At 50.3% G+C, this 17,699-nt stretch carries 11 protein-coding genes and 3 pseudogenes; 5 read left to right on the top strand and 9 right to left on the bottom strand.

Annotation, left to right across the window (positions count from 1 at the left end):
* Positions 1-7 precede the first annotated feature (7 nt).
* Both ABV298_RS29635 and ABV298_RS29630 read left to right on the top strand, forming a co-directional pair.
* On the top strand, positions 8-592 hold the full coding sequence (locus ABV298_RS29635; RefSeq protein ID WP_353719731.1) for a cyclic nucleotide-binding domain-containing protein: 585 nt from the start codon (positions 8-10) through the stop codon (positions 590-592).
* A gap of 71 nt (positions 593-663) precedes the next feature.
* A complete protein-coding gene (locus ABV298_RS29630) occupies positions 664-1,233 on the top strand; it encodes a DinB family protein (RefSeq protein ID WP_353719730.1) in 570 nt (189 codons plus the stop codon).
* A gap of 111 nt (positions 1,234-1,344) precedes the next feature.
* On the opposite strand, the gene ABV298_RS29625 is transcribed toward ABV298_RS29630, so the two are convergent.
* The 5 genes from ABV298_RS29625 to ABV298_RS29605 all read right to left on the bottom strand — a co-directional run bounded on the left by ABV298_RS29625 (position 1,345) and on the right by ABV298_RS29605 (position 6,413).
* Positions 1,345-1,596 (bottom strand): hypothetical protein, encoded by a 252-nt coding sequence (locus ABV298_RS29625; RefSeq protein ID WP_353719729.1) that lies wholly within the window; start codon positions 1,594-1,596, stop codon positions 1,345-1,347.
* A gap of 246 nt (positions 1,597-1,842) precedes the next feature.
* Positions 1,843-2,913 carry a membrane dipeptidase gene (locus ABV298_RS29620; RefSeq protein WP_353719728.1) on the bottom strand — a complete coding sequence of 357 codons (1,071 nt, stop codon included), beginning with the start codon at positions 2,911-2,913 and terminating at the stop codon, positions 1,843-1,845.
* 202 nt (positions 2,914-3,115) lie between these two features.
* Entirely contained in the window at positions 3,116-4,228 is a 1,113-nt protein-coding gene (locus ABV298_RS29615; protein WP_353719727.1) for a D-TA family PLP-dependent enzyme, read from the bottom strand.
* A 30-nt stretch (positions 4,229-4,258) separates the two neighbouring features.
* Positions 4,259-4,735, bottom strand: coding sequence for a RidA family protein (locus tag ABV298_RS29610; RefSeq protein WP_353719726.1), 477 nt, complete (start codon positions 4,733-4,735; stop codon positions 4,259-4,261).
* A 373-nt stretch (positions 4,736-5,108) separates the two neighbouring features.
* The gene (locus ABV298_RS29605; RefSeq protein WP_353719725.1) at positions 5,109-6,413 is read right to left on the bottom strand and encodes a gluconate:H+ symporter; all 1,305 of its coding nucleotides are present in this window, start codon (positions 6,411-6,413) and stop codon (positions 5,109-5,111) included.
* Between the two features lie 285 nt (positions 6,414-6,698).
* Here ABV298_RS29605 and gyrA point away from each other — a divergent pair, with 285 nt between their 5' ends.
* The 3 genes from gyrA to ABV298_RS29590 all read left to right on the top strand — a co-directional run bounded on the left by gyrA (position 6,699) and on the right by ABV298_RS29590 (position 10,860).
* Entirely contained in the window at positions 6,699-9,326 is a 2,628-nt protein-coding gene (gene gyrA, locus ABV298_RS29600) for a DNA gyrase subunit A (protein ID WP_353719724.1), read from the top strand.
* A gap of 72 nt (positions 9,327-9,398) precedes the next feature.
* On the top strand, positions 9,399-9,686 hold the full coding sequence (locus tag ABV298_RS29595; RefSeq protein WP_353719723.1) for a hypothetical protein: 288 nt from the start codon (positions 9,399-9,401) through the stop codon (positions 9,684-9,686).
* On the top strand, positions 9,667-10,860 hold the full coding sequence (locus ABV298_RS29590) for a tetratricopeptide repeat protein (RefSeq protein WP_353719722.1): 1,194 nt from the start codon (positions 9,667-9,669) through the stop codon (positions 10,858-10,860). Before ABV298_RS29595 ends, ABV298_RS29590 begins: the two co-directional genes overlap by 20 nt.
* Before the next feature lie 364 nt (positions 10,861-11,224).
* Here the strand turns inward: ABV298_RS29590 and ABV298_RS29585 are convergent, their stop codons facing one another.
* The 4 genes and pseudogenes from ABV298_RS29585 to ABV298_RS29570 all read right to left on the bottom strand — a co-directional run bounded on the left by ABV298_RS29585 (position 11,225) and on the right by ABV298_RS29570 (position 17,675).
* A complete protein-coding gene (locus ABV298_RS29585; protein WP_353719721.1) occupies positions 11,225-12,094 on the bottom strand; it encodes a TIM barrel protein in 870 nt (289 codons plus the stop codon).
* A 25-nt stretch (positions 12,095-12,119) separates the two neighbouring features.
* Positions 12,120-13,017 (bottom strand): annotated as a pseudogene (locus tag ABV298_RS29580) (TIM barrel protein).
* A 198-nt stretch (positions 13,018-13,215) separates the two neighbouring features.
* A pseudogene (locus ABV298_RS29575) lies at positions 13,216-15,913 on the bottom strand (c-type cytochrome).
* 249 nt (positions 15,914-16,162) lie between these two features.
* Positions 16,163-17,675 (bottom strand): annotated as a pseudogene (locus ABV298_RS29570) (RagB/SusD family nutrient uptake outer membrane protein).
* Positions 17,676-17,699 lie beyond the last annotated feature (24 nt).

Raw genomic sequence — 17,699 nt, 5'->3', positions numbered from 1 at the left:
CGGTTCTATGGAGGAACCGCTAAAATTGCTTCACTCGGTCGTTCAGGCCATTTATCCGCTCGATGCGGACGATTGGCTCGCTTTGTCGCGTATCTGGAAGCCATTCTCGGCCCGGAGAAAGGAGATTGTTTCCGTGGCCGGCGAAACGGAACGGTATATCTATTTCGTAACCGAGGGGGTCCAACGGATTTACTATCTCGACGACCGGGACCGCGAAGCGACGATCGCATTTACTTACCGGCCGTCGTTCGGCGGGATCATCGATTCGGCCCTGCTGGAAGTTCACTCAAGGTATTATTACGAAACGCTGACGCCATCCCACTTTATCCGCGCTTCCTACGCCGAATTCAGGGATCTGGCGATGGAGCGGCCGGCGATCGAGCGGATGCTGCGCACGGGAATCATGCAGACGTTTTCCGGTATCTTGGAGCGGCTCGTGGAAGTACAATGCTTTTCGTCGGAAGACAAATTCAGGAACCTGCTTAAACGCAGCCCGCATATCCTGCAACTCGTCCCGCACAAATACCTTGCAAACTACCTGGGCATCGACCCCACGAATTTCAGCAAACTGGTTAACAAGGTACGGATCTGAAATCTTGGTTTTTACCAAACATTTCCCGGACCGGGCTGTGCAAATTTGCATCGTTATCAAATGGAACCACCATGCAAACGGTCAACAGAAAAGAACTGCTGCAAAGGCTCGACGAACAGGTCGAGCGGCACATTGCCGACACAGTCGCATTGTTTCAAAACCGCGACGACCACTTTCTGAACCTTCCTTCCGACACCGGCGGTTGGAGCATTGCCCAGTGCCTCGATCACCTGAATAGCTACGGACGTTATTATCTGCCCAGAATACGCGAGAAGCTGGATGCCGCTCCGCCGGCGCCGGGAGAAGGATTTACGAGTACATGGATGGGCGCTTACTTCACAAAAATGATGGATCCCCAAACAGGCAAGCGTAAATACAAGGCAATCAAGGGGTATATTCCATCCTCGGACCTGGATTCGGCAGCGGTAATTAGCGAGTTTATTCGTCAGCAGGAAGAACTGTTGCACCTGCTGCGGGACGCTTCGCACAAAGACCTCGACGCGATCCGCGTTCCGATATCGATCCTGCCGTTTATCCGCATGAAAATCGGCGATGTCTTCCAGTTCCTGATCGCTCACAACGAGCGCCATATGCAACAAGCTAAACGGAACCTGATGTCACAAAAGCATTTATTAGCCTGAAAACAGAGAGATGTGCCATGGTATCGGTTGCCCTGACACAAAAAAGCAGTACCGGGTGCCGGTACTGCCATACAAAGGAATAAATAGCCGTTAAACGTTCAGCAATTACGGTTACGATAGTGAAACACCACTGGTTTCATTCATATTCTCGAGTTTGATAAAATGGCAGACATACCCCGCCGACCGTAGCGCCAGCTGGATGCGGGTAAAGTCGGGCAGTTCGGAGGTAAGCGTCAGCAGGAACTCCTGAAAATCGTATGCCCAGTGTTTTACATTCAGTTGTTTCAGGCAGTCGTGCAGTTTTTGCAACGACTTGCTTGCCTGGATATGCGTACGGAAAAAAATTTTATATGTATTGGCCATCGTTCGTTATGTGAAGTTTAGCGACCGGATGTTACCGATCGAAAGTACATCGTTGATTTAATGCTTTAAAAGTATCACTTATTTAAAATGATTACAAATAGTGTGCCGTATTATTTTTACAAAAAACAAAAAAAGCTTTGCAACCGTGATGCCAAGTTGCAAAGCTTTTTTTGAGATCTCCTTTTAGTGCTATATTAAGAATTTATTAGATTTTATAAATTTTTCTCCGATAGTCGGCTAAGGTTGTCAAGACCAGTTCCTTTCCAGAAAATCGACCCAGTTGCGCCACATAATGCGTTCGATATCCTCCTGGGAGTAGCCGCGTGCCGCGAGAAGCGCCGGGATCGTTTGCAAGTCGGCTATCGAATCGAGGTCGCCAGGGGATTGCTCCTTGCCATACGCACCATCCAGGTCGGAGCCGATCCCCACATGCAGCGCATTGCCGGCGATCTGGCAAATGTGATCGATATGCCGCACGATATGCTCGATTTTCAGGCCGGTACCCTCCGGCGTCGATTTGCCGCGCACCCAGCCGGGTATCATCATCCACGCGTCGAATGCCATTCCGATCACCGCGCCGCGTTCCAGCAGTATTTTGATCATCTCGTCGGAGAACTGGCGGTTATGCGGTGTAATCGCGCGCACGAGGTTATGGCTTGCCCACACCGGTCCTTTGTAGAGGTTCATTGCTTCCCAGAACGCCGTATCGCATAAATGGGTCGCATCCAGGATCATATCCAACTCGTCCATTTCTCGGAGAAGGTCTTTGCCCTTGTCGCTCAACGGCGCGTCCGAATCCGTTCCGTACGCATATACACCCGGGCCGTAATGCGCGGGCCCGATGGCGCGTAAGCCGTAACCATAGGCGGTTTCGAGGTTCTTGAGGCTCACAAGCGAGTCGGCGCCTTCGAGGCTGAGGATGTAGCCGATAGGCAGGCCGTCGGTCGCTTCTGCGTTTTGCCAGAGCTGCAAATGGTTGCGGAGCCCGGCAAGGCCGGTGATCTGTACCATTTCGCCGGCTTCTTCCATGGCTTTGTACCAGGCAACCTGCGCCTGCGTCATGGCCCAGGCCTGCGCCTGCGAATGCCAGCCGGGGATCTTGCTGTCGGGTTTAATGTAGCGGCCTATCTGCGTGGCCACGCAAAGCCCGATATTGCCTTTGCGCATTTCCGGAAAACTCACCACACCTTTGCCACGGTCGGGCTTGTCGGTAAGGTTCTTTTCGCGGTCGCGGATCGAATACAGGTCCTGGGTAAGGTCCCGGTTCCATTCCACGGCATTCATGGAAAGGTCGAGGTGTGCGTCGAAGAGGAACATGAGAGAGTTTTTAGTGATTGAATGATTGAATGAGTCGCCGTGGAACGGGGAATGCGTAAATGAGTGAATAGGAAGGTCAAGTGTGGTCAGGTGTTGTTTTTGACAATGTTATCGGACAATACATGACCTATTGACTACAACTGACAAAACAGAACCATTTAATCATCCTTAATCCCCGCCGTCATTCACTCATTCAAAATTACTACACCGTCACACGTCTGCTTCGTGCCGTGATTTTCCATTCTCCGATTACGTTTCCGCCCTCGATGACCGTTGCAAAGTCGTGCAGCGCCACGGTTGGGCAAATGTGGTAGGGGAGGGCGTAAAATACGTCGCCGATCTGAATGCTTTCCCAGGCGTCGGTACTTACTTGCAAAACGCCGTGTTCTTCGCTTTGCCCGAGCAATGTGTACTCGTTTAAATTCAGCAGACGAAGCCGGTTTTCGATCGGATTTTCGGCGGCAATGGCTTTGTGGCCGAGATCGATGGTAACAATTCCGGCAGCGGGTTTCGAAATGACACGGGTGATAATCAATGCGGCGTGTTCAAAAGGCTGCCCGTCGAAGCGGTCACCATAACCCCAGTCCCAGAGTACATTCGTTCCCGGACTCAGGTAGACGTCGGGCCGCAAGGTATGCACCGTAAACGATGGAGAGCCGCCGACGATGATCATCGGGTCGTAGCCGCATTCGGTTCCGATTCGGTCGAGTAGCGGGAGTACTTTTTCATAGGCTTCGTCGGCCGCAGCTTTGCGTTCCGAGAATTCCGGATTGCGAATGTGCCCGTCGTAAATGTGTACACCGCCGAAAGAGAGTCCTTCGCGGCTGCTTACGTAGCGATAAAGCGAAAGCAGGCTTTCGTCGGTTGCATGGCCGGTACGGTTCATCCCGTTGTTGACGTCGAGAAATACGCTTGCACGTAGCCCGCGAGCTTTTGACACCTCGCTAAGAAGTCCGGCAGTTTGTTCATTGTCGACCAGCGACGCGAAAGTTGTATCCGGAAATTTCTCGCGCAATGCAAAAAGGCGTTCCATATTTGGTCCGACGAGCTGATAGGCGATCAGCACCCACGGAGCGCCGGCGTCTGCGACCATTTCGGCTTCGGCAATCGTGGCACATTTGAATTTCGAAATGCCCGCCGAAAGTTGTATTTTAACTACTTCGGGGCATTTGTGTGTCTTTACATGCGGCACCAGCCGTTCCGGCGAACCGGCAATGCTGACCATGCTCCGGACATTGCTTTCAATACGGTCTTTATAAAACAGCAGCGACGGGGAAATCACTTCGTCGGGGTTGGTTAGTGGGTACCAGGACATGCGGTGCGGGTTTGGGTCACTCATTCAAAATTACTTCTCTTCCAACTCAAACATCGCCTCGATCTCCACGGGGATGTTGTCGGGCAATGTGCCCATGCCGACGGCGCTTCGGACGCCGATACCGTTTTCTTCACCCCAAACCTTGGCGAAAAGTTCGCTGCATCCGTTGATAATGAATGGATGCTTTTCAAAATCCGGGGTGCAGTTGACCATACCGAGAACTTTGATCACCCTTTTCACACGGTTGAGGCTTCCCAGGTTGGCTTTTAGTGTCGAAAGGATGGCAAGACCTACCTGACGAGCGGCGAGTTTGCCCTGGTCCGCGTTGAGGTCTTTGCCGATGCGGCCGATGATAAGTGTGCCGTCGCCCTGCACGGTCCCGTGGCCCGACACATAAACCCAGCGTTTGTCGACGATTAGTAACGGTTTATAAACACCCACCGGTTTCGGTGCGGGAGGAAGATTAAGGCCGAGTGCTGCAAAATTTGATTCAGGTGTATTGTCCATGGTGGTAAATTGATAAAATTTGGTATGCTGGAATTTGGTTTTAAATGCAATCTATAAATCTTAGTCAGTCGATCTCAATCTGTAAATTCTAACGAGTAATCTAAATTTAATCTACAAATCTGGTTTACAAATCTTATCCTGGACGTTCGTTGAAACGAGCGGCAAGTCGATAGCGGAAAGCGAGTCGATAGTGCAAAGATTGATATCTGTGCCTGGAATACTCTTCTTTGAATGAAAAAAGTATTTGGTACGCTCCCTGCTATCCGTGCTAACCGACGGGAGAAGCGGGACGTTTTAGCGGCTTAATCTCCCGAGTTCTTCAACCCTGTCCCGAATACTATTATAAACGAATGTGTTACCGTCCGGAAGCTGGCTAGACGAACAAATTTAGTATCAAAACACCCAGCAAACCCATTATAGACACAATTGTTTCCATTACGGACCAGGTCAGGATCGTGTCTTTGATGCTCAGGTTGAAGTACTCCTTGAAGAGCCAGAAGCCGCCGTCGTTCAGGTGGGAAAACATTAAACTGCCTGATCCGATGGCAAGTACGAGCAATTCCGATGGCACCCCGGCGTTGGCCAGCAACGGTGCGAGAATGCCCACGGTAGTAAGTCCGGCAACTGTGGCCGAGCCTACACAAACCCGGATTACCGCCGCAATGGCCCAGCTGAGCAGAAGCGGCGAGATGTCCATTCCTTTCAGGCTTTCGGCAATGTAGGTACTCACGCCGCCTGCGGTCATGATTTCTTTGAAAACACCGGCCCCCGCGATGATGAGCAGGATCGTCGAGACGCCCTTAAAAGCCTCCTCCATCGATTTACCCACCATTTTCATGCTCATGCCGCGCTTCACGCCTAGTACATATGCCGCGAAAAGCACTGAAACGAGCATTCCGAAATACGGCTCGGCAAGGAGGGCTATGAGTTTGCTACCGGGATAAATGCGTTTGATCCCCGACATGGAAGTCAGCAGGAAAACGGGAAGCAATGCGGTTACCACGCTGATGCCCAGCCCCGGGAGCTCGGACGCGGGGCGAGGTTTTACGTCAAAAAGATCTTCGTCCGGCTTGGGTTGAAAGCGCTTCAGTGTCTTTCCAAAAACAGGGCCGGCCACGGCGATGGCGGGCAGGGAAACGATCATTCCATAGAACAATGTCTTGCCGAGGTCGGCATGCAACTGACTGGCAATTGCAGCCGGGGAAGGGTGGGGTGGGAGGTACCCATGCGCTACCGACAATGCGGATAACATTGGAATACCTATATACAATAATGGTAAGCGGGCTGTGGCGCTGATCATGAAAATCAGCGGGATGACGATCACGAACCCTGCGTTGTAAAACAATGGTATCCCTATCACAAACCCGGCAAGTGCCATGCCCCACTGAATATATTTTTGGCCAAAAAGGCTGATGAGCGCGTCGGTAATCCGTTGCGCCGCCCCGCTGTCGGCCACCATTTTTCCCAGCATCGCCCCAAAGCCGACGATAAGGACAAGATCGCCCAGTGTCCCTCCCACGCCCTTTTGTATAGCCTTGCTTACGGTATCCACATCCAGCCCGCTCGCGAGTCCCAGCGCGATGGAGACCAGCAGAAAGGAAATGAATGTGTCGATTTTGAGCCAGGCAATAAGCAGTATCAGGGCGAGGATCGCGATGAAGGTCAATAGTAAAGGCATAGGTGAAAATTGTGAGAAATTAAGCTTTTGCTAATAAGTGGGAAGAACGGGATTTTTAATGATAGAAGCCAATTTAGTTTTCCCGCGGATATTTCTGAGAGGTAAAGAACGGATAGTCACGCATATACGGCCGGAGGCTCGAAATAGCACAAAAGATAGTTTGTTAGAATGCTTAAAAATGGCGAAATTTGACTTTTTAGTACTGACAAGATTGTGTTAATCCATTGGGCAGTTGAATATCACCGGCTTGCTCAATTTAAAATTTTGGTTCTTTTCTAACTCTTTATGGCAGAATCTCCTGGTGAAAACATCATCCCCATTAATATTGAGGATGAAATGCGTGGGGCCTACATCGATTATTCGATGTCCGTTATCATCTCCCGCGCTTTGCCCGACGTTCGCGATGGTCTGAAACCCGTTCACCGGCGGGTCCTTTACGGAATGGACGATCTGGGCGTTAATTACAACCGAGCCCATAAGAAATCAGCCCGTATCGTAGGGGAAGTTCTGGGTAAATACCACCCGCACGGCGACTCGTCTGTTTATAACACGATGGTCAGGATGGCCCAGCCATGGTCGTTGCGATATCCGCTGGTCGATGGCCAGGGTAACTTCGGGTCGATCGATGGCGACAACCCGGCGGCAATGCGTTACACGGAGGCGAGGCTGAAAAGAATCGCCGACGAGCTGCTCGCGGACCTGAACAAGGACACTGTCGACTTCCAGCCGAATTTCGACGACTCGCTTAATGAACCCTCGGTGCTTCCGGCCAAATTCCCGAACCTGCTCGTAAACGGCTCTTCGGGTATTGCGGTAGGTATGGCTACCAATATGGCACCGCATAACCTGAACGAGGTTGTGGACGGCGTGCTCGCTTACATCGACAACAACGACATTACGATCCCGGAACTGATGGAGCATGTAAAAGCTCCCGACTTCCCGACAGGAGGGATTATTTACGGCTATAATGGCGTGCGGGCTGCGTACGAAACCGGTCGTGGCAGTATTATCATGCGTTCGAAGGCGCAATTCGAAGTGTCGAAAACCGGCCGCGAACAGATTATCGTTACGGAAATCCCGTATATGATCAACAAAGCGGCGATGATCGAACGGATCGCGGCGCTGATCAATGAAAAGAAACTCGACGGTATTTCCGACATCCGCGACGAGTCGGACCGCGACGGTATGCGCATTGTTTTCGATTTGAAGAAAGACGCGATACCGAATATCGTATTGAACCATTTGTTCAAATACACCCCGTTACAAACTTCTTTCGGGGTTAACAACGTGGCGCTTGTAAAAGGCCGTCCGGTTCTGCTGAACCTCAAAGACCTGATCAGGCATTATGTGGACCACCGGATCGTGGTGATTACCCGCCGGACCGAGTATGAGCTACGCGAAGCTGAAAAGCGGGCGCACATCCTCGAAGGTTTGCTGATCGCGCTCGATAATCTCGACGCCGTGATCGCGTTGATCCGTGCCGCGCGCGACCCCGAGACCGCGAAGAACGGCTTGATGGAGCAATTCAACCTCTCCGAAATCCAGGCACGCGCGATCCTCGACATGCGTTTGCAACGGTTGACAGGCCTGGAAAGAGAGAAGATCGTGAAGGAATATGAAGATATCATGATCCTGATCGCCGATTTGAAAGACATTCTTGCCAACGAATACCGCAAGTACGAGATCATCAAAACCGAGCTGACCGATATTAAGGAACGTTACGGCGATGCACGCAGGACGACCATCGAGTTCTCCGCAGAGGAATTCAGCGACGAGGATATGATCGCCGACGAGGAAATGCTGATTACCATTTCCAATGAAGGCTATATTAAACGTACGCCGTTGTCGGAGTACCGGACGCAAACGAGGGGAGGGGTAGGTTCGCGCGGTGTGAAAACAAAAGACACCGATTTTACCGAGCACCTGTTCTCCGCGACGATGCTCAACTACCTGCTGATTTTCACCGAGTACGGCAAGTTGTTCTGGATGAAGGTTTACGAAGTGCCCGAAGGAAGCAAAACATCCAAAGGCCGCCCGATCCAGAATTTGATCAGCCTCGAAAGCGGCGACTCGATCCGTTCGGTAATTAATGTAAAAACTTTGTCGGATGAGGATTATATCAACAATAATTACCTCATTATGTGTACCGAGCAGGGCACTATTAAAAAGACATTGCTCGAAGCGTACTCGCGTCCGCGCACGAACGGTATTATCGCGATTTCCATCAACGAAGGCGACAGGCTGCTGGACGTAGCGCTGACCAACGGTGACAACGACATCGTAATCGCATCCGCCGCCGGTCGTGCCGTCCGGTTTAACGAAAAAGGCGTTCGGCCGATGGGCCGTACCGCTGCCGGCGTACGGGGTATCAACCTGGGCGATCCTGAGAACAAGGTGATCGGTATGGTTTGTATCAGCCGCGAAGACGCGCAACTGCTGGTGGTATCCGAAAATGGTTACGGAAAGCGCTCGGCGATAGATAGTTATCGGGTTACGAACCGTGGCGGAAAAGGAGTGTCGACCATGAATGCGACCGACAAGGTAGGCAAACTGGTGGCGATCCGCGAGGTAACCGAGCAGGATGACCTGATGATCATTACCCGTAACGGTATCGCTATCCGAATGAGCGTCGAAGAGATTCGTCAGGCTGGACGTAACACGCAGGGCGTGAAGCTGATCCGTTTGAACAATTCGGACGAGATCACTTCGGTGACCCGCATTCAGAAGGACCCGGACGAAAAAGCCGAGGAACTGGATGAGGAAGGTAACGTAGTAGCCAAACCGGTAGCGCAGGTAGAAGGCGCTTCGGAGGACGATGTAATTGTATCTGATGATGAGTTGGACGAGGACGAAGATGTCGCAGCTGACGACGAGGAAGAGGATGAAGAGCCTTCCGACGACGCAGAGGCATGATTTTTGTAAAAATTATATTAATTGATTTATATTTAGGACTCGAACAATCAATCACAACCAAAGTTAATATTTATGAAAAAACTGTTTTTAGTTTCTGCACTTAGCCTGTTCGGCTGTGCTGCGATGGCGCAGGACGCTGTGAACAAGGCTATGGTAGATGGATTTCGTAAAGACAAAGAGAAAAGCGATAAAGATGCAGCCGACCCAAAAGCAAGTGCCAAGGCTTCTTTCTGGATGGAACGTGCAAAACTTTATGAAAACATAGCCCTGCAAGGTTCCGAAGTAGACTCCAGTGCCGCTAAAACCGCCATGGAAGCCTACAAAAAGGTGGTTGAACTGGATGTTAACAAAAAAAGGTGAGCCAGGAAAGTCTTCAAAAGAAGCTACCAATATCCTGAACGGCGGCGAAGGGACGCAGCTTTTCAACGCGTTTGTGAAGCAAGGTGCCGAAAAGTACCAGGCTAAGAACCTGAACGGTGCACTTGAAATGTTCGAGGCGGCGCAGGGAATCAACAAGAAAGACACGTTGGCAGCTCTTTATGGAGGTATCGCGGCGCAACAACTTGATAAAAAGGATGTTGCGAAAGCATCTTTCGAAAACTATGTAACCAATGGAGGTAAAGATCCCAGCGTATATTACGGATTGGCTCAATTGTACCGTTCGGAAAACAACTTCGACAAGGCAATCGAAACTTTGAACAAGGGTTTGGCGCAGTCGCCCGGAAACAAAGATCTGAAAGCCGAGGTCGTTAACATTCTGTTGGCCTCGGGTAAGGAAGATCAGGCTATCAAGGAACTTGAAGCACTGATTCAAAACGATCCCAAAAATGTTCAGAACCTGGTTAACCTCGCATTGCTTTACGATAACATGGCAACCAAGCAAGGAGGCCGGATCAAGGAATTGCAGGCACAGGCAGGCGGCGGTGAGGATAAGGTAGCTACGCTTACGAAATCTATCGCCGACGAGAAATCGAAGAACGAGGTTTTCGATGGCGAGATCAAGAGAATCACCGCGTTGATCAAGAAGCAACCTAAGAATGCTGACCTGAAAAGACAACTGGCCGATGTCAACAACAAAAAGAAAGAATCTGCAACGGCTGTCGCAAATCTTGAGAAAGAACTGGCCACGGCCCAGGAAGCGGCCAAGCAGAATAGCGGAAATGCGGCTAGCGCTGAAAAAGAACTGGCTACTCTGAAAGCTGACCAGAAAAAGAATCTCGAACTTGCCGAAAAGAATTACCGTGCGGCTCTCGAAGTTGATGCAACCAATTACGATGCATTGTACAGCCTGGGAGCTCTTTACTTCAACGAAGCGGTTGTTTTGAAAGGCGAAGTGGATAGAATGAACATGACTGAGTATCAGCAAAAAGGCAAGGAAGTTGAAGGCCGTGTTTGCGGAAAATTCAAAAAAGCCAAGCCTTATTTCGAAAGAGCCGTTCAGGCAAAGGATGCCGCGGAAGCGAAAGAGACGCTTGAAACTTTGAACAATGTTCTTCAACAGTTCGAAGGCAAGGGGATCGCTTGTGTAGAATAACATAGATCCTCAATATAGAAGAGCCCGGGGAGAGCCGTTCCCGGGCTCTTCTATATTGAAAAGTCTATTTAACATAATATAAATTATACAACACGTAGTATTTCCGAGAGGTCATATAGCAAAATTGCTAATTGCGAGGATCGGCCTTAGAATCAAGTACACTAACCCCGACTCCGGGTTGGTAGGTTTTGTTTAAATGTCAGAGCTATGGTTTTGCTGAATTTTGCGCGTATAGTTTTGATAGACAGCACATGTATGGCGGTATTGCAAGATCTGTGATTGGTATAGGAAAATTCATTTTTACACAAGAACGGCTCGATTTGATCAAATCGAGCCGTTCTTGTGTAAAAATTTCAAAAGGCTGTCAAGCTATGTCACAAATCTTCACGCATTCAGCCAGAGAAACCAGCGGTTCGCGCTTGGGAATGAACTCTTGTGCGACAAATCCCTGGTACCCGGTTTCGACAATCGCCTTCATGATCGCCGGATAATATAGTTCCTGGGTTTCGTCGATTTCCGCCCGGCCCGGTACGCCGCCGGTATGGTAATGGCCGATGTATTTGTGGTACTGCCTGATGGTCGCGATGACGTCGCCTTCCATGATCGACATGTGATAAATGTCGTACAGCAACTTGAAGTTTTCCGAACCGACCATCTCGCAAAGGCCCGCGCCCCAAGCCGTGTGGTCGCACATGTAATCGCGGTGGTTCACTTTGCTATTGAGCAATTCCATGATCATGGTAATACCGTACTTTTCGGCGGAAGGCATCAGCCGGCGCAAACCGATGGCGCAGTTTCGCATTCCATCATAGTCCGACATTCCGCGGCGGTTACCGGAAAAACAGATAATCGTTTTATAACCGGCTTCTTTCAATTTCGGAAAAATGTCCTCGTAGCTTTTGACAAGCTCGTCGTGTAGCGCCGGGTCGTTGAATCCTTTCTCGATTCCCATCCCTGCGCCGTTGGGCAAAGCGCAGGTTAGACCGTACTTTTTTAAAGTGGGCCAGTCCTCCGGCCCGAGCAATTCAATGGATGTAATACCGATCTTTTTGCATTCCTGCGCAAAGGTGTCGAGCGGAATTTTACCGTAGCACCATTTGCATACCGAATGGTTGATTTTACCATTCAGTTTAGTCCCTAAAACTGCTTCGTTTTTGGCAAAAACTTCGGAAATAGAAAGCACTCCTGCTGTTCCGGCTGCTATATTTTTTAATGCGCTTCTTCTCGTTGGCATAATATAAGTAATTGAATGTCAATGTCTAGGCTACGTCGCAAATGGTAACACCTTGTTTCAGGGAAGCAAGATCGTCGCCACGGCTCGGGACGAACTCCTGCCCTACGAATCCTTTGTAACCGGTTTCTACAATGGCCTTCATAATCGCGGGATAGTAGAGCTCCTGGGTTTCATCGATCTCGTGACGCCCTGGTACGCCGCCCGTGTGATAGTGGGCAATGTATTTATGATATTTTTTAATGGTGGCGATCACATCACCTTCCTGAATTTGCATATGGTAAATATCATAAAGCAACTTAAACTTCTCGGAGCCGACCGCTTCGCAAAGGGCAGCCCCCCCACTCTGTCCGATCGCACATATAGTCCTTGTGGTTGACCTTGCTGTTCAGCAGCTCCATAACGAGCGTAACATTGTGCTTTTCAGCGGTCGGGATCAGCTTGCGGATGCCTTCGGCACAATTGCGTATTCCGTCGTAATCCGACATTCCCCGGCGATTGCCCGAGAAGCAGATGATTTTGTCGTAGCCGGCAGCCCGGACTTTCGGGATTACGTCTTCGAAACCCTTGATGAGTTCTTCGTGGTTTTTCGGGTCGTTAAAACCCTTATCGATGCTGCGGGTCAAGCCTTCGCCCCAGGGCAATGCGCAGGTAAGCCCATATTTCTTAATAACCGGCCATTCTTCCGGGCCCAGCAGTTCAATGGATGTAAGACCGATTTTTTTGCATTCCTGCGCAAATGTATCGAGCGGGATTTTGCTATAACACCATTTGCACACCGAGTGGTTGATTTTGCCATTCAACTGCGGCCCCAATGCTTTTTCGGAAGCCGCGAACGCGCTGGCCAGCGATGACGAAAATGCGGATATTCCTGCGGTGGCAGCAATGTTCTTCAAGGCCTTCCGGCGGGATGAAATCTGAGTCATTTATTACGAACTAGCTGTATTATGAAGATAAATAATGTTACTAAAAGGGCTAAACCGGGTTACTATATACGACAGATGGTAGCCTGTAAAAAAGTAGTGATGCCGCCGGACCGAATCGTCCTCAGGACGAAGGGGTCGACACGCAGCACCACTATCTTAAGCCTAATAAATTATAATCTACTCAAAAAATCGTTGTATCTATTTTCCGTTCTTGGGAGCGCCCGCTTCGGTGTAAATCGGGTTGTTTTTGTTGCCGCCGGCCATCAGGTATGCAACCAAATCTCTCAATTCGTTCGGGTTCAATCCGTTGATCAGGCCTGGAAGCATAATCGACACCGGAGAAATTTTGCTTGATACCACGTCCTTTTTCGCAACTTTCCGGATCGTTTTCGGATCGAAAGGATTCTGGGATACGTAGTAGAAGTTGGCATCCTGATTTATCTCACGGCCAACAATCGATTGTCCATCCTTCATCTGGAATGAAATCGACGCATATTGGTCGGAAACAGCCTTGTCCGGTTCGATGATCGCTTCGAGCATGTCTTTTACCGAGAAGCGTGTTCCAAGCTGTGTCAGGTCCGGGCCAACGTCTGCACCCTCGCCCTGGATCGTATGGCAACGGCTGCAAAGTACTGCAGAGAAAATCTGCTTGCCACGTTCGAAGTCGCGGTTGGTCAGACTGTCTTTTACAAGTTCCACTGCCTGGTCTACCTTCCAGGCACGGCCCGGCCCTTTGGGTGTATACAGTTTTGCGAGGTCATTCCCCGTTCCTGTAAGCAGGTCTGCGCCGGACAGTTTGTTATAATAGGCTACTTTGTCGGAAGGTACGTTTTTCAACGCAAGCTGGCGGGCCTTATCGATGAAACCGATGTAGCTGCGGCCACCCTGGTAGCTGAATGCCTTGTGGAACCATTTGAAATATTCTTCGCGGGTCGCCGGTGTCCAGCCGGTTTTCGCACTGCTCAGCATGATCGCGTAGAAAGTCTGCTGCTGTGGAGGCATCTTTTCCAGCAAGCCCGCGAGGTCGAGGCCGTATTGCGGGTTACGCAGGATCAGGTCCGCAGAAGCTGTTACCATTTCGTTGTCCTTGTCGTCGAACTTCTCGTTTTTCGCAATCAGCGCCAGTGTTTTTTCAACCACCTTAGGTGCTTCGATTGTTACGAGAATTTTGCTTAAAAACCTGTTTTGCAATGCATTGGGTGATGGATATTTGGGGTTCAAATAAGCAATAAGCGCCGATTTGGTAGCTGCGTCGGGCTGGCCCGTACGATAAAGGATCACCTCGATGGCACGCAGAAGCGCCTGTTTGTTCAGGTCGTCGAGTTTGGCATAATCGATGGAGGTCAGTTTTTTAAGCAGTGGCCCTCCTACTTTCGTCGAATCGCCCTGACGGCCCAATGCGATGGCAGCATAAATGATCGTCTGAGGATCCTTTTCCGCATAAACTCTGCTCTCCCACTGGCTAACCGGCTGGTGCTCAATGGCCAGGCGGGCGGCGTAGCGCAGGAAGCGGTCGTTACTTTTCAGCAAAGGCCACGCTTCGTCGATCGCCTTGGGATCTTTCTTTACATGGTATTCCTCAATTGCCGTGCGCTGCTTGTGCTCATTCGTGATCACCGGCGTAGCTGCGTTGGAGCCTGGCGCAATGTTCTTATAATCACCATAATACACACGGTACAGATCGGATTCGAGACGGCGCCCCCCCCGTGAGGAAATACAATGCGCCGTCCGGACCGATTGCGCCGTCTGTCAATGGAAGCGGCGCGCCCGAAAGAAATTCTTCATGATCCGCGGTGTAAGTAGAACCGCTGGGTTTCAGGTGTAAACCATGAACGATACCAAAGCTCCAGTCGAATGCGAGCAATGTGTTTTTGTACTTCGCAGGGAAGCGGGCATCTTTCAGATAAATGAGGTTGGTAGGCGACCCCTGACCAATGTTCATCACCGGTGAAAGGAAATCCGCAAATGCCGGGGAAGTGTTGGCAGACCCGGTCCTCCATCCGAATTCACCGCCGCTCACCGCATGGCAAACGCGTGTCGGGCGGTACCAGGGTGTTCCGAAATCCCATTCCATATCCGAATCGTAGGCGAAAAGGTCGCCCGCCTCGTTGAATGCGATGTCGTACGGGTTACGGAATCCTGCTGTGTAAAGCTCCCATTTTTTTCCTTCCGGATCGGTATGGGCAATCCAGCCTCCGGGTGCATTGCGATCGGTAGCATGGCCGCGCGGGTCTTTGATGAACGGGAAGAGATTGTCGTTCTTCCAGTTTGGCATCAAACGGTAAATATCCATCTGAGGCAGGTCGGTGAAGTTACCGGCCACCACGAAGAGCGACTTCTGGTCGGGCGCCATTACGATACTGTGCGGACCGTGTTCGCCCTCTCCTTTCAAAGGCTTGATCAGCGTGATCTTATCATATTGGTCGTTATTATCGGTATCCTGCAAACGGTACAGCCCGCTCCCTTTCGGGAAACGCGCATTCGACCGGTTGTTGATCATCACATAAAGGCTATTGAACGCATACAGCAGTCCGTGGGCATAACCCATGGCGACTTTTGCCGTATCTCCCTCGATTTTAAGTTGTTCTACTTTGGGTTTATCGGTAGAGCCGATTGGCGGCAGTTCGAGGCGGAACAGGCTGCCGTATTGATCGGAAGTGATCATCCGGCCTTTGTTATCGAATGTCATCGATACCCAGGAGCCGTTTTTTTCTTCCGATGGGCTGTATAAATGTTCGGCTTTAAAGCCTTCGGGCAGTTTGAGCTTATCGACCTTCGAGCCGGGAGGGCGGTGCTTGGCGGTTCGGTTACTTAGCATCACTCCGCAGAAGACCCCTACGGCGAGCAGCACCGCGAGCGTCATCGGAAGTTTTAACCATTGTTTTTTTGTGTACATTTTACAGCTCAGAGTTTAAGTAAATATGATTGATAAAAAAGGATGAAGCTCGAAGGGGCCGCTTAACGGCTATTGTTTCTTCTTAAATAAAGCAAACTAAAACTTCAAATAATCTGATAAATACAATATTAGACTGAAACATCCATGCGACTATCCTGTTCTGTGGGGTATCGGGCGGATAACTCGGGTTATAATGAAAAAAGTGCAGCCAGGTTACTCCTGCTGCACTTTTTGTTTTTCAACCACCCATCAGAAATGTGGTGTCAACGCGGCTTCCACAGCAGGCAGGCCGTAGTAGTCGTCGAGAACTGTGAATGCATTTGGCGGAGGTACCGCTCCTTTCGGGAAATAATATGCTGCCGGATTTGCTTTTACTTTCGCACCATATGCTCCAATGATTTCTTTCACACGCCCCGTACGTGTGAGGTCAAACCAGCGCTTGTTCTCAAATGCAAGCTCTACCCTTCTCTCTTTGAAGATAGCTTCCCGCATATCCGCCTGGGAAGTCGCTTTTGTCGCAGCGAGCCCCGCGCGTGCGCGTACTTGATTCAGATAAGGGGCAGCGTCGGCAGTTTTTCCTTGCTCGTTCAACGCTTCGGCCAGGAAAAGCAGTACTTCCGCATAACGGTACACTGGCCAGTTCTGACCGGTGTTGTTATGCAGCGAGTGCGGCCGGGCGTACTTTTTAATATAAGGGTACACTTTATTTTCGGCCAACGAGCCACTTAATGTGACCATTCCGATCGAGATGTCCTTTCTTTTGTCTCCAACTTCGTAAGCGGCGATCAGGTCAGGTGTCGGAATGTTGTTACTTTCCTGTGAAGTCGGCTGCGGGTTAGAAGTCCCGGTGATCGGCGCGATTTCGGCGGCGGTAATCGGTGACGGAATAAACCGATAGATCTGGTTGCCGTTATATCCCGAGGAGCCTTCCATGTACTGGATCTCAAAAATCGATTCCTTGTTGTTTTTGTTGCCGCTTGTAGTAGAAAAAGCATCGTTGTAATCCGGCATGAGCGCATATTGGCCGCTCGCGACGATTTCTTTCAACAGCGTTTCAGCTTGTGCCCATTTCTTCTGGGTGATGTAGAGATTCGCAAGCAAAGTTTTAGCGGTTCCGGAGGTAACACGACCCGGTTCCTGCTTGTTTTTATCGAGAAGCCCGGTAATAGCTTCCTGGCAATCTTTCTCGATCTGTGCATAAATATCTTCGGTGGTCGCCAGAGGTTGCGGTGCATCTTCGCGGCCGGTGGCCGGTACAAGGTGAAGAGGTACTTTTCCGAACAGGCGCACGAGGTCGAAATAGGCAAACGCACGAAGAAACAATGCTTGTCCCTTGAGGTTGCCTTTCGATGCGGCATCAAAATCCACCCCGTCGATTAGCGCAATGATCTGGTTCGCACGGGCGATGATCCGGTAGTTCAAACGGTATTGCACCAGCACATTGTCATTGGCAGTGATCCCGTTAGAGGTCGGAACGGCAAAGTCGGCTACGTTTTCGGTAGGGTCCACCGCTCCATACAGGATATTCCGGGCGTAATAGGTGTTGTCAGAATGCATTTCTTCCAAAACCCAGGCACGTTCGTTGTACATCTGACGGAACGGTTCGTAAGCCGCATTTACCGCTTGCTTGAAATCGTTTTCAGACGTAAAAAAAGTTATTGGAGCTCAATGCAGTTTCGGGGTTTACAGTGAGGAACTTATCCCCGCAACTGGTCATCATTCCGGCTGCCAGAAACCACGCTGCTATATATCTAGTTTTCATTTCTATCCGAATTAAAATGAGATG

The organism is Dyadobacter sp. 676 (assembly GCF_040448675.1).
In the GTDB taxonomy this organism is placed as follows: domain Bacteria; phylum Bacteroidota; class Bacteroidia; order Cytophagales; family Spirosomataceae; genus Dyadobacter.
Note: the sequence above shows the minus strand (reverse complement) of the source record. Positions and strands in the feature narration are given on the sequence as shown.

Coding starts and splice junctions, on each gene's coding strand:
- ABV298_RS29630 (WP_353719730.1), top strand. CDS start 664: ATGCAAACGGTCAACAGAAAAGAACTGCTGCAAAGGCTCGACGAACAG.
- ABV298_RS29595 (WP_353719723.1), top strand. CDS start 9,399: ATGAAAAAACTGTTTTTAGTTTCTGCACTTAGCCTGTTCGGCTGTGCT.
- ABV298_RS29605 (WP_353719725.1), bottom strand. CDS start 6,413: ATGCCTTTACTATTGACCTTCATCGCGATCCTCGCCCTGATACTGCTT.
- ABV298_RS29615 (WP_353719727.1), bottom strand. CDS start 4,228: ATGTCCTGGTACCCACTAACCAACCCCGACGAAGTGATTTCCCCGTCG.
- ABV298_RS29610 (WP_353719726.1), bottom strand. CDS start 4,735: ATGGACAATACACCTGAATCAAATTTTGCAGCACTCGGCCTTAATCTT.
- ABV298_RS29620 (WP_353719728.1), bottom strand. CDS start 2,913: ATGTTCCTCTTCGACGCACACCTCGACCTTTCCATGAATGCCGTGGAA.
- ABV298_RS29635 (WP_353719731.1), top strand. CDS start 8: ATGGAGGAACCGCTAAAATTGCTTCACTCGGTCGTTCAGGCCATTTAT.
- ABV298_RS29625 (WP_353719729.1), bottom strand. CDS start 1,596: ATGGCCAATACATATAAAATTTTTTTCCGTACGCATATCCAGGCAAGC.
- ABV298_RS29590 (WP_353719722.1), top strand. CDS start 9,667: ATGTTAACAAAAAAAGGTGAGCCAGGAAAGTCTTCAAAAGAAGCTACC.
- ABV298_RS29585 (WP_353719721.1), bottom strand. CDS start 12,094: ATGCCAACGAGAAGAAGCGCATTAAAAAATATAGCAGCCGGAACAGCA.
- gyrA (WP_353719724.1), top strand. CDS start 6,699: ATGGCAGAATCTCCTGGTGAAAACATCATCCCCATTAATATTGAGGAT.